The sequence below is a fragment of the Vibrio sp. 10N.286.52.F8 genome (assembly GCF_041468745.1).
Classification (GTDB): domain Bacteria; phylum Pseudomonadota; class Gammaproteobacteria; order Enterobacterales; family Vibrionaceae; genus Vibrio; species Vibrio crassostreae_C.
This window is the reverse complement of the sequence record NZ_JBFRJF010000025.1, coordinates 123255-137891: the sequence shown is the minus strand read 5'-3', so window position 1 is coordinate 137891 and position 14637 is coordinate 123255. Positions and strand designations below refer to the sequence as shown.

Sequence of the window (14637 nt, the reverse complement as noted above, 5' to 3'; positions counted from 1 at the left end):
GTAACCGTAAATACTGGTATAGTCCAAAACACAGATCACGAGAATTGAACATGAGAAACGAATACCTACTACTGACACCGGGTCCTCTATCTACTTCTGAAACCGTTCGCCAAGCGATGCTCAAAGACTGGTGTACTTGGGATGATGAATACAACAAAGACGTTGTTGAAGTGATTCGTAGCAAGCTTGTTACTTTGGCGACTAAGCAGGCGGGATATACAAGTGTATTAATGCAAGGCAGCGGCACTGCTTCAGTTGAAGCAACAATCGGTAGCGTTATCTCTAACAGCGGTAAGCTTCTTGTGGTCGATAACGGTGCGTACGGCGCTCGTATTGCTCAAATCGCAGAATACTTAAACATTCCATGCCATGTCGTTTCCCCAGGTGAAACATCACAGCCTGACTTGAACGAAATGGAAACGGCATTGGCCATGGATTCAGACATTACTCACGTTGCGATTGTGCATTGTGAAACCACGACAGGCATGCTGAATCCAATTGAAGACATTGCCAAATTGGCAAAACAGCACAACAAAACCGTCATTCTCGATGCAATGTCGAGCTTTGGTGGCATCCCTATGGATATCGCTGACTTAGGTGTCGATTACATGATCAGCTCAGCAAACAAGTGTATTCAAGGTGTACCGGGGTTCGGCTTTGTTATTGCGAAGCAATCGGAACTGGAAAAATGCAAAGGCCAGGCTCGTTCATTAAGCCTTGACCTGTTTGACCAATGGTACTGCATGGAAAGCAACCATGGTAAATGGCGCTTCACCTCTCCGACTCACACAGTGCGTGCTTTCTACCAAGCCCTGCTTGAACTGGAACAGGAAGGCGGCATCGAAGCTCGTCATAATCGTTACCAAACCAACCAAACCACATTGGTTGCAGGTATGCGCTCTCTTGGTTTTGAGCCTCTGCTAAATGATGACCTTCATTCACCGATTATCACCTCTTTCTATTCTCCAACTCATAGCGATTATCAATTCAAGGAATTCTATGACCGTTTGAAAGAGCAAGGATTTGTGATTTACCCGGGCAAGGTTTCAAACGCAGACTGCTTCCGCATCGGTAACATCGGTGAAGTTTATCCGTCAGATATTGAAGCCCTAATTGGCGCGGTGAAAAACGCTATGTACTGGGACATCAAATAATGACGACGATCAATCAAGAGCCGATTCTAAAGGCGACACACTTTCGAAGCGAAGGCGATGTGAACACCACGCCAGCGCGTGAGAAATGGAACGAGTCGCTAAACGATGATGCGACTCAAGCGATGTTAAAACGTGACTCTGACGTATTTCTTCATCAAGCGATGTCAACGCCTTGTCTAGACACACTTGAAGCAGCTGAAGGCATCTACATTCAAGATGCGACGGGCAAGAAGTACATGGACTTTCACGGTAACAATGTTCATCAATTGGGTTATGGCCATCCACATATCATTAATAAAGTGACTCAGCAAATGGCGTCATTGCCGTTTTCACCGCGTCGCTTTACCAATGAAACAGCCGTTCAATGCGCTGAAAAGCTGACACAGATCTGCGGTGGTGAGTTGAACCGCGTGTTGTTTGCACCGGGTGGTACTTCGGTTATCGGCATGGCACTCAAACTGGCTCGACATGTCACCAACAACTTCAAGGTCGTTTCACTGTGGGACTCATTCCATGGCGCGTCACTGGACGCAATTTCAGTGGGTGGTGAAGCTTGTTTCCGCGAAGGCATGGGCCCGTTAATGGCTGGCGTAGAACGCATTCCACCAGCCGTCTCTTATCGTGGCGCTTTCCCGTTTAACGAGAATAGCGCAGTCAATGCAAACGAAACTGCATGCGACGTTCACTATGCCGACTATTTAGAGTATGTGATTGAAAAAGAAGGTGGCATTGGAGCCTTCATTGCCGAAGCAGTGCGTAACACAGACGTTCAGGTTCCAAGCAAAGCTTACTGGAAGCGCATCCGTGAGATCTGCGATAAGCATAACGTCATGTTGATCATCGACGACATTCCAAACGGTATGGGTCGTAGTGGCGAATGGTTCACTCACCAGGCCTTTGATATCGAACCTGACATTCTTTGTATCGGTAAAGGTTTTGGCGGGGGCTTGGTTCCAATTGCAGCCATGGTCACTAAAGACAAATACAACACGGCAGCGCAAGTATCACTTGGTCACTACACCCACGAGAAAAGTCCTATTGGCTGCGCAGCGGCACTGGCTACGATGGAAGTGATTGAGCAAGAAAATCTACTTGAAAAAGTACAAGCGGACAGCGCATTCGTGCGTGAACAACTGCTTCAAATGAAAGAGAAATACCCAGTCATTGGTGACGTTCGCGGCATCGGTCTGCTTTGGGGAGTGGAATTGGTCACTGACCATATCACCAAAAACCGAGCGTTCGATGAAGCAGAAGCAGTACTTTACCAATGTCTGAACGATGGCCTGAGCTTTAAGGTTTCACAAGGTAACGTGATTCAATTGAGCCCACCATTGATCATCAGCCGTAGCGAGCTAGAAGTCGCTCTGTCTGTATTCGAAAAAGCGATAGCCAAAGTCTGCAAAGATTTTGAATACCTTTAATTCTCGAAATCAACATTTAAACCAATAACCTTAAACAACCATTTGTTTCCCAGAACTTTGAACTGGGAGTGACACAAAAATAGGACACTATTATGAACACGACATCACCTATCCAAGCGGTTATCTTTGACTGGGCCGGCACTATCGTTGATTTTGGGTCGTTTGCTCCAACTAGCATCTTCGTTGAAGCATTCAAACAAGGTTTCGACTTTGACATCGACTTAGCTGAAGCTCGTGAACCTATGGGTATCGGTAAATGGGATCACATCCAAGCGGTGGGTCGAATCCCTGCTGTTGATGCTCGTTGGAATGCCCAGTTCGGACGTTCGATGACCAGTGAAGACGTTGATGCGATCTACGCGGCATTCATGCCTCTTCAAAAAGCGAAAGTAGCCGACCACGCAGCGCCAATTTTAAACGCGATTGAAGTAGTAAATAACCTTAAAGAGAAGAACGTAAAAATTGGTTCTTGTTCAGGTTACCCACGTGAAGTGATGGATGTGCTAATCCCTGCTGCTGCAGATTACGGTTACCACCCAGACAACATCGTAGCAACCGATGACCTACCTCAAGGCGGTCGCCCTGCTCCATTTATGGCACTTAAAAACGTAATCGACCTTGGCGTAACCAGCGTTGCAGCGTGTGTGAAAGTGGATGACGCAGCACCCGGCATTGATGAAGGTCACAACGCAGGCATGTGGACGGTAGGCCTTGTTCTATCAGGTAACGAAGCAGGCTTAACGTATCAAGAATACTTAGACGCAGACGAAGCAACTCTGGCAACGGCGCGTGAAAAAGCAAGCGTGAAGCTGAACAAATCAAACCCTCATTACCTGATCGATACCATTGCAGACTTACCTAGCGTAATTGCAGATATCGAGAAGCGTTTATTGGCGGGTGAGCGTCCGTAAACAAAGTCGAGCTATTACGTGATGTAAAACGTGAAAATACCGCTATAGCTTTAATTCAAATCCCTATCCAATCATGTACTCAACCGAGTTAGACATGGTGGGTGGGGATTTTTGTTTTATAAGCATGATAAAGCGCAAGTTTTTTACTTATTACCCGTAGCGCCACTGGTAAATAGACGAGGCTAGGCTAGGCTATAGCTTAAACATAAACATTCCAACAAATGATAAAATCAACAATAAAGGCATCTTAAATATATAATATTTAACAATTTCATTGACTCCAATACGCAATCAGATTAACAATATAAGTACTGAGAAAGAAACAGGTTCAGCTGAACCAACACCTTGATTTACTTATTATAAGCAGTGTCGTAACCCAATAAGTGATCGTTTTACTGGTAAGTTCAGATAAAAATAAGAGTTAATCCAAGGAAAAAATTATGAAAAAACTGTCAAAAATCATGTGTGCTGTTGTAGCCGCTTCAGGCCTAGCAGCAGCGCCTTCTATTGCTGCAACGACTTACGTGGGTGCAAAAGTGGGCGTGGGCTGGCTAGACAGCGCATGCGTAAGCGGTGAAAAGTGTGATGATGATGCAATTGGTGCAGGCATCTACTCTGGCTACAATTTTAATGACAAGTTTGGTATTGAGCTAAGCTCAGACTTCCTTGGCGACTACAAGACAAGCTTTTCAAAGAACGGCACAACAGCTGCGTTCAGCGATCCACTGATCGCAATCTCGCTAACTCCAATGTACCGCCTAGCAGTACAACAAGAGTTTGACGTATTCTTTAAAGCAGGTCCTGCTTACATTTCACACGGTGGCGAGGATGACGTCGTTCTTTCTGCTGGTATCGGTGTAGAGAAGCAACTATCTTCTGATTGGGCATTACGTGTTGAATACCAATACTTTGATGATTTCGACGACAACTACGTTCAAGACCTGAACTCGAACCTACTATCAGTTGGTGTTAGCTACAACTTCGGTACTGGCAACACAACAGCATCAGCGGCGGCTGCAACAGCTTCTGCAGTAGCAGTGACTCAAGCGCCATCTGAGCCAATCACAGAACCAGCAGTTGTTGTTGAAGAGAAGACAACCGTGGTTGTTACTAAAGCGCAAACTGAGAGCTTCTCTCAAGGTATGTTTGAGACAAACAGTACTGAACTGTCTACAGATGGTAAAATTGCATTAATGCCATTAGTTGAAGTACTTAAAGCTCACCCTCAATCATCAGTTGATGTTGTTGGTCACACAGACTCAACAGGCGCAGCTGAATACAACATGATGATCTCTAAGAAGCGTGCAGCAGCTGTAGCCGCATACATCGAAGAGCAAGGCATTGAAGCAGACCGTATTACAGCGTCAGGTGAAGGCGAAGAGAATCCAATTGCATCAAATGATACAGCTGAAGGTCGTGCTCAAAACCGTCGTGTTGACGCAACGATCCCTGGTTTCGAATACCAAGAAGAAGTACAAGTTGAAGAAGTTATCGTAGAAACTGCTGAATAACAACACTCTACCTTAGCCGAAATAATAAGGGCGGAGCACTCAAAGTGCTCCGCCCTTTTCTGTATCTGTCTTTACTAATAAGCCGTAAGCCGAAAAGTACCGGCCCCAAGCTAGGCTGTACAAACCGAAAACTAAACGATTTCCCAGCTGTGAGTCATTTCTACGCCAGCACCTAACATTAGACATACTGAACAGTATTTTTCTAACGAATCAGCACATACTTTAGCCACTAACTCAGGATCTAGGTTGTCACCAGACACTTCAAAGTGAATGTTAATCACAGTAAAGATTTTTGGTGCTGTTTCACGACGTGTCGTTTCAAGTTTTGCATTACAGCCTGTGATGTTCTGGCCTGCAGATTTCAAACCATCGACGACATCAACAGAGCTACAACCACCAGCGGCCATAAGGACCATTTCCATTGGGCTTGGCGCGGTTGCACCACCACTGCCATCCATTACTACAGAGTGGCCAGATTGAGATTGACCTAGGAATTTAAAGCCTTCGACCCATTTAACTTCTGCTTGCATGTTGTTCCTTAGATGTACGATAACCGCCATCGCTGTCTATTATTGGATATCAATACTGACACCCTACTACTGGCGGCATTTATGAGCAAGATTTTCTCGGCGACATATTTTTTTGTGAATGATGCAATTTTTTCCATCTAAAACCTGTCTCTATTCGTACATTCAAAATCGAATGAGAAGAACGTCAAGATGAGGTATCTATGAATAAATTATCTAAAATATTGGTATCACTCGTGGTTGCGCTACCACTGATTTCGCTGTTTGTAAGCCAGACTGGCACTGCCAATACAATGGATAAAACAGCTAATTCAGGTAATAGTGAAATCGCGACACTGGCTGGTGGTTGTTTTTGGTGTACAGAATCCGACCTAGAAAAGCTGACAGGCGTCACCGACGTTATCTCTGGGTATTCTGGCGGTGAACTAGAAAACCCAACCTACAAACAAGTATCCTCAGGCAAGTCGGGTCACATCGAAGTGATAAACGTGACTTACAACCCTGATGTTGTTAGCTATGAACAGGTTCTTGACCAATTCTTCAGACACATCGATCCAACCGATGACAAAGGCTCTTTTGTAGACCGAGGCCGTCATTATCGACCGGCTATTTTCTATCATAACCAAGCACAAAAAGATGTTGCTCAGAACTTCATGATGGAGATCGACAAAGCTAATATCTTTGGTGCACCACTAAAAACAGAACTGATAAAATTTGAGAAGTTCTGGCCAGCAGAAGATTACCACCAAGATTATTACAAGAAGAGTAAGGTTCGTTATAACTACTACCGCTATGCTTCTGGCCGCGATCAGTACCTAGATAAGATCTTCGGTGATGATAGAAAGGACAACCCTAAAACACTACGTCAGATCATCGACAGTAAGAATGCGACAGCGAATGCTAAAACATACGTAAAACCGTCTGATGCAGAGATCAAAGCGAAGCTTACAGCACTTCAATACGATGTAACGCAAGAAGACGCTACTGAGCGCCCATTTGACAACAAATACTGGGATAACAAGCAAGAAGGTATTTACGTTGATATCGTGACTGGGGAGCCATTGTTCTCTTCCAAAGACAAATACAAGTCAGGTACAGGTTGGCCGAGCTTTACACAGCCAATCAGCGAGGCTTATGTCGTCACAACTACTGACTACAAACTGCTTTACCCAAGAACAGAGGTTCGAAGTAAGTTTGGCGATTCCCACCTGGGGCATGTATTCAAAGATGGTCCAAAACCAACAGGGTTACGTTACTGCATGAACTCAGCCGCAATGCGCTTTATCCCTGCGGATAAATTAGCAGAAGAAGGCTATGAGGAATACGTTGAGATGTTTGAGGGATAGGCATTCAGCAATTAACGATCAGCCTATGACAACAAAGCCAGCATATCGCTAGCTTTGTTTTTATTTACAGAGCTTTATTTATCAGCCCGTGGACCTAATTAACCCGTTAACACCGTGTCTTCAGGGTATTTCAACAAGGAAGGTTCTGGACGAGCTAGCATATAAGCCAAGGTCAGGGGGCCGATACGTCCAATCACCATAACCACAATCATGATGTATTTACCTGGCTCAGTCAGGTTTGCGGTTAAGCCAGCTGTTAAACCAACCGTTGCAAAGGCTGAAATCACCTCAAACATGACTCGATCAAACGCTGCCTTTTCAGTAAGCATTAACAAAAACATCGCGGTGGTTAATAACGCCCCACTTACCACAATAATGGCCAATGACTTTGTTACCGCTTGCCAAGTTACGGTTCGCTTAAACATCACTACATGTTTCTTCTGGCGTAAAAACGTCCACGTCGCAACAAACGCGACGGCAAAGGTCGAAACCTTAATACCACCACCCGTTGAGGTAGAACCGGCACCAATCAACATCAGTACAATCATTACCAGCAATGCCGGCTGAGTGTATTGAGACAAATCCACACTATTAAAGCCAGCAGTACGAGCACTTGCCGACTGGAAAAATGCGGCTAGCCACTGTCCTTGAGTCGATAGCCCTTCCATGGTTGCTGAGTTATTTCTTTCCAGCAGCCAGAACAATACCGTACCCACCAACAATAAAGTCGGGGTTGCGGTTAGCATAATCTTAGTGTGTAAATGAAGATGTCGAAAACCTTTACGCCAATTACTGGATAGGTCACCCACTACCGTGAAGCCTAAACCACCAAAAATGAACAAAGCCGCGAGCGTAAAAATCACTAATGGGTCATCAACAAAGCTCATCATACTGTCTGAAAACAGTGCAAAACCTGCGTTATTGAATGCAGATATCGCATGAAATAGTGCATAAAAACTGCCCGTTGACCATCCCATCTCAGGTACCCAGCGGAAGCAGAGCAATACAAAACCGATAAATTCAGCCACTAATGCAAAGATGATGATCTTCTTAACTAATTTACGAAGGTTAATCTTACGATCTTGACCAAGCGCTTCTTTCGCGAGTGCTTGTTGTTTAAGGCTTAACCTAACACCGAACATGTAAAGCAGTACCGCAGATAGAGTCATCTGCCCTAACCCGCCGACTTGCATCAAGAACATCAGTAAGATTTTGCCCGCCAAGGTGAAATGCTCACCGGTATCGACAACACCTAATCCTGTCACACTGATCGCCGAGGTTGCTGTAAACAGTGCATCCGTAAAACTTAGGCCTGTCACAGAGAATACAGGCATCGTCAACAATATTGCAGAGGGGATAAGTACGCCTAAGAAGCTCGTAAGGATAATCTTAGGTTCAGAGCCTTTACGTGGCTTTTTATCACTCTTAAGCGTGTAGAAAGTACCTTTTCGTTTTAACGAATTCATACTGTTACCTTATTGCCAATTACCAATTGCGTAGCTTTCTAGATAAGGTCTCTTTCGGCCCAGCGATGATCACCACATCCCCAATTTCTAAACTCACATCCAGTTCTGGAGCTTTAGTTAGGTTCGGTCCTCGCTTGAAGCCAAGTACTTCAACACCATTTTCTTTACACAGCTTAAGGTCGCCAAGTTTCTTACCCAACAGTTTAGAACCAATAACAATCTCCGTCATCGCTAAGCCACTGCCAAGGTCGATAAATTCGAGAACGCGTCTGTCCAGCATCTTACGAGCAACACGAATACCCATATCGCGCTCGGGCATGATGATATGGTCAGCACCAATCTTAGAGAGAATCTTGCCGTGAAACTTATCGTTCGCCTTTACCCAAACAGCTTTTGCGCCTGACTCTTTTACCACCAGAGTAGTCAGAATACTGGAATTAACATCAGAGCCAATCGACACCATCACCATGTCGTAATCGTCGAGTCTTAACTCTTTAACTGTCTCCTCGCTTGTACAGTTCGCAACAATCGCTTGTGAAACAAAAGCCGCCGCTTCTTTCACTCGCTCTTCATCAATATCGACGGCCAGTACCTGTGCCCCTGAACTTTGTAGCTCTTTGCAAACAGACAGACCAAATCGCCCTAAACCGATAACTGCATATTGTTTGTCGCTCATTTGAAATCCTGTTTAGAAATTTTAATTACACGGGATAGCCAAACCTACATTAGTTTCTATCTCAAAAAAAGTTAGTTCTGCAAGAATAAGGTTATACTATTGTCATAATCGCTTGATTTATAAAGGTAGAGAACAACTCGAGTTTCTGCTAATTTCCAATTCATAATTTCTGCGGCAGCACACACAATGAATGAATTCATAACCCAAGTACAAACCTACATCAACCAGAGCCATAGTGATTGGGCAAACAGCGTCCTATTCATCACTATTGCGAGTTTTCTCGCTTGGGTAGCTTGGCGAATTATCCATAATCGCTTAGAAATTCTGGTTCAGAAAACCCCATTCCACTGGGACGATCTACTGCTAGAAGCACTAAAAACCCCTGTCAGCACATTACTTTGGTGTTGGCCTGCTACAGTCTCTATCGGGCTAATACTTCAAGACCAGTTTGGCAATGAAATCAATTGGTTAAAAACGCTTAAACACATATTGATTATCTGTACATTCGTTTGGTTTACCTTACGAATGATCACTAACACTGAAGCCTATGTCTTAGAGCAAAAAACCAGAGACGAAACCACTGTACAAGCGATAGCGAAAGTCGCTCGCTTGTTCTTTATGGTGATGGGCGGCCTAACCATTATGCAGGCATTTGGGCTCAGTCTTTCCGGCTTACTCACCTTTGGTGGTGTTGGTGGCTTGATCGTCGGTTTAGCGGCTAAGGACTTACTGTCGAATTTCTTCGGTGGCATGATGATTTACTTCGACCGCCCTTTTAAAGTCGGTGATTGGATACGTTCTCCCGATCGTCAAATCGAAGGCACTGTCGAACGCATTGGTTGGCGCATGACGATCATCCGCACTTTTGATAAGCGTCCTTTGTACGTGCCAAATTCGGTGTTCAGTAGTATTGTGGTAGAGAATCCATCGAGAATGTTGAATCGTAGAATCAATGAAACCTTTGGTCTTCGTTATCAAGATGCAGACAAATTGGCGCTCATTGTTGATGATGTAAGAACCATGCTCGAGACCCACCCAGATATTGATGCCAAACAGACGTTGATCGTTAACTTTGACAAATTTGGGCCATCAACGCTCAACTTCTTTATCTATACCTTCACAAAAACAGTCAACTGGATCAGGTACCACAAAGTGAAGCAAGACGTTCTGTTACAGGTTCTGGCGATTATTCATAAACACAATGCAGACATCGCGTTCCCAACACAGACACTCAAGATTGACCCTCAAGACTTTTCTAATGTTCAAGATCATAACAGCGTTCAAAGCCTAGGTGATAATCAGAATATTAGCGATCCCAAAGACATGTTGAACTCCCCTACGGAAGGTCATCGATAGTCATATCCTTCTTGGTTATCGATAAGTAATAAGCGTGAAGCGTGGTAATATGATGGCAGTATTCTAATGCACCTAATTACCACGCTATGATTTTACCTGTCATTCTAGCCGGCGGCTCCGGAAGTCGTCTCTGGCCACTGTCTCGCGAGCTTTACCCTAAGCAATTTCTCAATATTGCCGGCGACCAGTCAATGCTTCAGCACACACTTCAACGCCTGCAAGGCCTTGAAGAGCACTTGATGGATAGTAAATGCGATGCCCCATTCATTATCTGTAATGAAGAGCATCGCTTTATTGCCGCTGAACAAGCTCGATCAGCTAACATTCAACATAGTGGTATTCTGCTAGAGCCAGTCGGTAGAAATACAGCCCCAGCCATTGCGCTTGCCGCCCTAAAGGCTTTAAGTAAACCACCGCTTAATGAACAAAGCGCATCCGACCCTATCTTGTTAGTGCTGGCTGCTGATCATCACATCGCGAAAACCTCTGAATTCCAACAAGCGATTAGTCGTGGTGTTGATTATGCAAAACAAGGCAAGCTGGTGACATTCGGTATAACACCTAGCTCCCCAGAGACTGGCTATGGCTATATCAAGCAGGGAGAGCCTCTTTCCTCCAGTGCTCAAACTGATACTAATGGAACAGAGCAGCCAATCAGTCACGCCTTCGCCATAGAATGCTTTGTAGAAAAGCCAGACACAGCAACAGCAGAAGAGTACATCCGCTCAGAACAATACTTATGGAACAGTGGCATGTTCATGTTTAAGGCATCACGCTATGTTAAAGAACTCGCCGAACACCACCCTGAGATAGTAGCGGCTTGTAAACTCGCTCTTGCAACGCAAAATACCGACCTCGACTTTATCCGTATAGACGCTGAAGCATTCAAAAGCAGTCCAAGTGATTCAATCGATTACGCCGTGATGGAAAAGACCTCGCGCGCCGCGGTGATCCCGATGGATGTCGGCTGGAACGATATTGGCTCATGGTCCGCGATCTGGGATGTAAGCGAAAAAGATCAGCACAATAACGTCATTGAAGGTGATGTGTTAACCGTCGACTCTCAACACAACTACATCCATGCTGAAAATAAGCTGGTTGCGACGGTAGGTGTCGACAACCTGATTATTGTCGAAACCAAAGACGCTATATTGGTTGCAAATAAAGACAGGGTTCAGGGTGTTAAATCGATTGTCAGTCAACTAAATCAAGCGGGTCGCACAGAACATGTGCATCATCGTGAGGTGTTTAGACCTTGGGGTAAATACGATGTTATCGACCTAGGCAAGCGCGACAAAGTTAAACGTATCACCGTTAAACCCGGTCACAAGTTGTCGTTACAAATGCACCACCATAGAGCGGAACATTGGGTAGTCGTGGCGGGTACTGCGAAAGTGACCAACAATGAGAAAACCTATCTGGTTGAAGAAGATCAATCCACTTACATCCCTTTAGGTCATATTCACAGCCTAGAGAACCCAGGGGATCTCCCACTCGAGATGATTGAAGTACAAACAGGCAGTCATTTAAGTGAAGGCGACATCATTCGATATCAAGACAGTTATGGGCGAGACGTGCGCAAGCAACAAGTCCACTCATCAAAGCACAACCAAACGAAATAAAGCAGCGACAAATCGATGAAACCAACATTAGACCTAAACTGCTTTAAGAACAACGATATCCGCGGCGTCATTGGTAAACAAATCAATGAGCCACTCGCCTACCTGCTCGGTAAGGCATTTGGCGAATACGTCCTATCCGCTAAGCCTGAAACCTCACTCGATGGTTTGGCGCAGGTAGTGATTGGTCGTGATAACCGCAAAACCTCCCTGTCATTACAAGAAGCCATGACCAAAGGCTTAATCGAGTCAGGGATTACCGTCATTGATCTAGGTATGACTGGCACTGAAGAGGTCTACTTTGCGACTCGTTACCTAAAAGCGATTGGCGGAATACAAATCACAGCCAGCCACAACCCAATCAATTACAACGGCATGAAAATGGTCGGTGTAGACGCTAGCCCTATCAGTAAAAACAGTGGTTTAGATGAAATCAAACGACGCATTGAAGAACTTAATCAAGAGCTGAACTGCAATTTACCGTTCGTTCATGCACAACCAAGTAACTCTAGTAGATCGAACAGTATTCTTGCTCCGTACGTCGAGCACCTACTCTCGTACATAACCCCATCAAAGCTGTCACCGATGAAGATTGTGGTTAATGCTGGGAACGGTGTTGCAGGACATATCATTGATGCTTTAGATAATAAATTTAACGAACTCGGTGTCCCTATCACCTTCATCAAAGTTCATCATAACCCTGATGGAAACTTCCCAAATGGTATTCCAAACCCTTTGATTAGAGAGAACCAAGCAGCCACTCGAGATGCCGTTTTAGAGCATTCTGCCAACCTTGGAATTGCTTGGGATGGAGACTTCGACCGATGCTTTTTCTTTGATGAAAAAGGCAATTATATTGAGGGTTACTATATTGTCGGGTTGCTCGCTGAAGCATTTTTGTTAAAAGAGCCTAACGCCACAGTGTTGCACGATATGCGTATGACATGGAACACGATTGAAGTCGCCAATAAGCTTGGTGGGAAGGCTATTGCAGTCAAAGCTGGGCATGCGCTCATCAAAGAGAAGATGCGAGAATTAAACGCTGTGTACGGTGGTGAAATGAGTGCGCACCATTATTTCCGTGATTTTGGGTATTGCGATTCAGGAATGATTCCTTGGCTGCTTGTTATCGAACTGATGTCGAAAACTCAACAATCTCTTCACCAATTGACCAATTCGAGTATGGATAGATTTCCCTCTTCAGGAGAGATCAATCGTAGGGTTTCAGACCCAGAACAAGTCATGGCTTATGTGTTGTCGCACTATCAAGATAACGCCGTTGAGATCGATCACACAGACGGGCTCAGCATGAATATGGGCACATGGCGCTTCAACTTAAGAAAGTCCAATACCGAGCCATTAATACGCCTTAACGTTGAAACCAAACAAGATAAAGCTTTACTGTCACTTAAAGTCGACGAGTTACTGTCTTTTCTCATTTAAGAATACAGACACTTCCAGTTTTCAACTAAGATCCACAAAAAAGCCCTTATTAGCTGTTGCTAACTAAGGGCTTTGAATTTTCAGTAGCTTAATCGCTGACTGTAATTAGTCTATTTGTTACGACGAGCTTCAACAGCGTCTGCCAGCTGGCGAAGTACTGTTTCAGTGTCTTCCCAACCAATACACGCATCAGTAACAGATTGGCCGTACGTTGCAGCTTTGCCCTCAACCAGGTCTTGGCGACCTTCAACAAGATGAGATTCAATCATCACACCAAAGATAGCTTTGTCGCCACCAGAAATTTGTGCGCTTACGTCATCAGATACGTTCATTTGACGCTTAAACTGCTTAGAGCTGTTTGCGTGGCTGAAATCGATCATCACTTTTTGTGGAAGACCAGAAGCTGCTAGCTCTTCTTTAATCTTACCAACGTGTTCTGCGCTGTAATTTGGCTCTTTGCCACCACGTAGGATGATATGACAATCAGGGTTACCTGCTGTTTCAACGATAGCTGAGTGACCGTACTTAGTTACTGATAAGAAGTGGTGAGAAGCGCTAGCAGAGCGAATAGCATCTGTTGCAATCTTGATGTTGCCATCAGTACCATTCTTAAATCCAACTGGGCAAGATAGGCCAGAAGCCAGTTCGCGGTGAACTTGAGATTCTGTAGTACGTGCGCCGATTGCACCCCAGCTGATTAGGTCAGCAACGTATTGAGGCGTGATCATGTCTAGGAATTCGCTTGCCGTTGGCATGCCCATGTCAGTTAGGTCCAGCAGTAGCTTACGTCCTAGACGAAGGCCATCATTTAGCTTGAACGTATCGTTCATGTACGGGTCATTTATTAGACCTTTCCAACCAACAGTTGTACGTGGTTTTTCAAAGTAAACACGCATTACGATTTCAAGGTTATCACCAAGTTCGTCGCGCAACACTTTCAAACGTTTACCGTACTCAAGAGCAGCTTCTGTGTCATGAATAGAACATGGGCCGACAATAACAAGCAAGCGATCATCGCTCTCTTCTAAAATATTGTGGATCGCTTTGCGGCTTTCAAAGGTTGTAGAAGAAGCAACTTCTGTCGCTGGAAACTTTTCTAAAACAGCAACAGGGGGTAATAACTCTTTTACTTTGTTAATTCTTACATCATCAGTCTGGAACATTGCTTACTTCTTCCTTTTTTCTATCCTTGAGCTGAATGTACGCT

Annotated in this window: 12 protein-coding genes; 8 read left to right on the top strand and 4 right to left on the bottom strand. The window is 44.7% G+C overall.

All coding sequences use genetic code 11. The features are described 5' to 3' along the window. Nucleotides 1-50: 50 nt before the first annotated feature. The 4 genes from phnW (at nucleotide 51) to AB4133_RS13815 (ending at nucleotide 4997) form a co-directional block, all read left to right on the top strand. Nucleotides 51-1154 (top strand): 2-aminoethylphosphonate--pyruvate transaminase, encoded by a 1104-nt coding sequence (phnW, locus tag AB4133_RS13830; RefSeq protein ID WP_372224783.1) that lies wholly within the window; start codon nucleotides 51-53, stop codon nucleotides 1152-1154. Next, entirely contained in the window at nucleotides 1154-2575 is a 1422-nt protein-coding gene (locus tag AB4133_RS13825) for an aspartate aminotransferase family protein (protein WP_372224781.1), read from the top strand. Before phnW ends, AB4133_RS13825 begins: the two co-directional genes overlap by 1 nt. 92 nt (nucleotides 2576-2667) lie before the next feature. Beyond that, nucleotides 2668-3486: a phosphonoacetaldehyde hydrolase gene (phnX, locus tag AB4133_RS13820; RefSeq protein ID WP_372224779.1), complete on the top strand. Its 819-nt coding sequence runs from the start codon at nucleotides 2668-2670 to the stop codon at nucleotides 3484-3486. 440 nt (nucleotides 3487-3926) lie between these two features. Then, nucleotides 3927-4997 carry an OmpA family protein gene (locus AB4133_RS13815; RefSeq protein WP_372224777.1) on the top strand — a complete coding sequence of 357 codons (1071 nt, stop codon included), beginning with the start codon at nucleotides 3927-3929 and terminating at the stop codon, nucleotides 4995-4997. Nucleotides 4998-5128: 131 nt separating this feature from the next. Here the strand turns inward: AB4133_RS13815 and AB4133_RS13810 are convergent, their stop codons facing one another. Next, nucleotides 5129-5527, bottom strand: coding sequence for an OsmC family protein (locus AB4133_RS13810; RefSeq protein ID WP_017068628.1), 399 nt, complete (start codon nucleotides 5525-5527; stop codon nucleotides 5129-5131). A gap of 200 nt (nucleotides 5528-5727) precedes the next feature. On the opposite strand from AB4133_RS13810, the gene msrB reads away from it, so the two are divergent. Next, entirely contained in the window at nucleotides 5728-6870 is a 1143-nt protein-coding gene (gene msrB / locus AB4133_RS13805) for a peptide-methionine (R)-S-oxide reductase MsrB (RefSeq protein WP_017061740.1), read from the top strand. A gap of 98 nt (nucleotides 6871-6968) precedes the next feature. Here msrB and AB4133_RS13800 read toward each other — a convergent pair whose 3' ends face one another. Both AB4133_RS13800 and AB4133_RS13795 read right to left on the bottom strand, forming a co-directional pair. Next, a complete protein-coding gene (locus AB4133_RS13800) occupies nucleotides 6969-8336 on the bottom strand; it encodes a TrkH family potassium uptake protein (RefSeq protein ID WP_017061741.1) in 1368 nt (455 codons plus the stop codon). A 19-nt stretch (nucleotides 8337-8355) separates the two neighbouring features. Next, the gene (locus AB4133_RS13795; RefSeq protein WP_019820412.1) at nucleotides 8356-9012 is read right to left on the bottom strand and encodes a TrkA family potassium uptake protein; all 657 of its coding nucleotides are present in this window, start codon (nucleotides 9010-9012) and stop codon (nucleotides 8356-8358) included. A 186-nt stretch (nucleotides 9013-9198) separates the two neighbouring features. Between AB4133_RS13795 and AB4133_RS13790 the strand changes: the two genes are divergently transcribed. The 3 genes from AB4133_RS13790 to AB4133_RS13780 all read left to right on the top strand — a co-directional run bounded on the left by AB4133_RS13790 (nucleotide 9199) and on the right by AB4133_RS13780 (nucleotide 13430). After that, the gene (locus AB4133_RS13790) at nucleotides 9199-10368 is read left to right on the top strand and encodes a mechanosensitive ion channel family protein (protein WP_017061743.1); all 1170 of its coding nucleotides are present in this window, start codon (nucleotides 9199-9201) and stop codon (nucleotides 10366-10368) included. A gap of 86 nt (nucleotides 10369-10454) precedes the next feature. Then, on the top strand, nucleotides 10455-11990 hold the full coding sequence (locus AB4133_RS13785) for a mannose-1-phosphate guanylyltransferase/mannose-6-phosphate isomerase (protein WP_372224774.1): 1536 nt from the start codon (nucleotides 10455-10457) through the stop codon (nucleotides 11988-11990). Between the two features lie 15 nt (nucleotides 11991-12005). After that, a complete protein-coding gene (locus AB4133_RS13780) occupies nucleotides 12006-13430 on the top strand; it encodes a phosphomannomutase CpsG (protein WP_372224772.1) in 1425 nt (474 codons plus the stop codon). Between the two features lie 110 nt (nucleotides 13431-13540). Here AB4133_RS13780 and aroG read toward each other — a convergent pair whose 3' ends face one another. After that, nucleotides 13541-14593, bottom strand: coding sequence for a 3-deoxy-7-phosphoheptulonate synthase AroG (aroG, locus tag AB4133_RS13775; protein WP_017061746.1), 1053 nt, complete (start codon nucleotides 14591-14593; stop codon nucleotides 13541-13543). Nucleotides 14594-14637 lie beyond the last annotated feature (44 nt).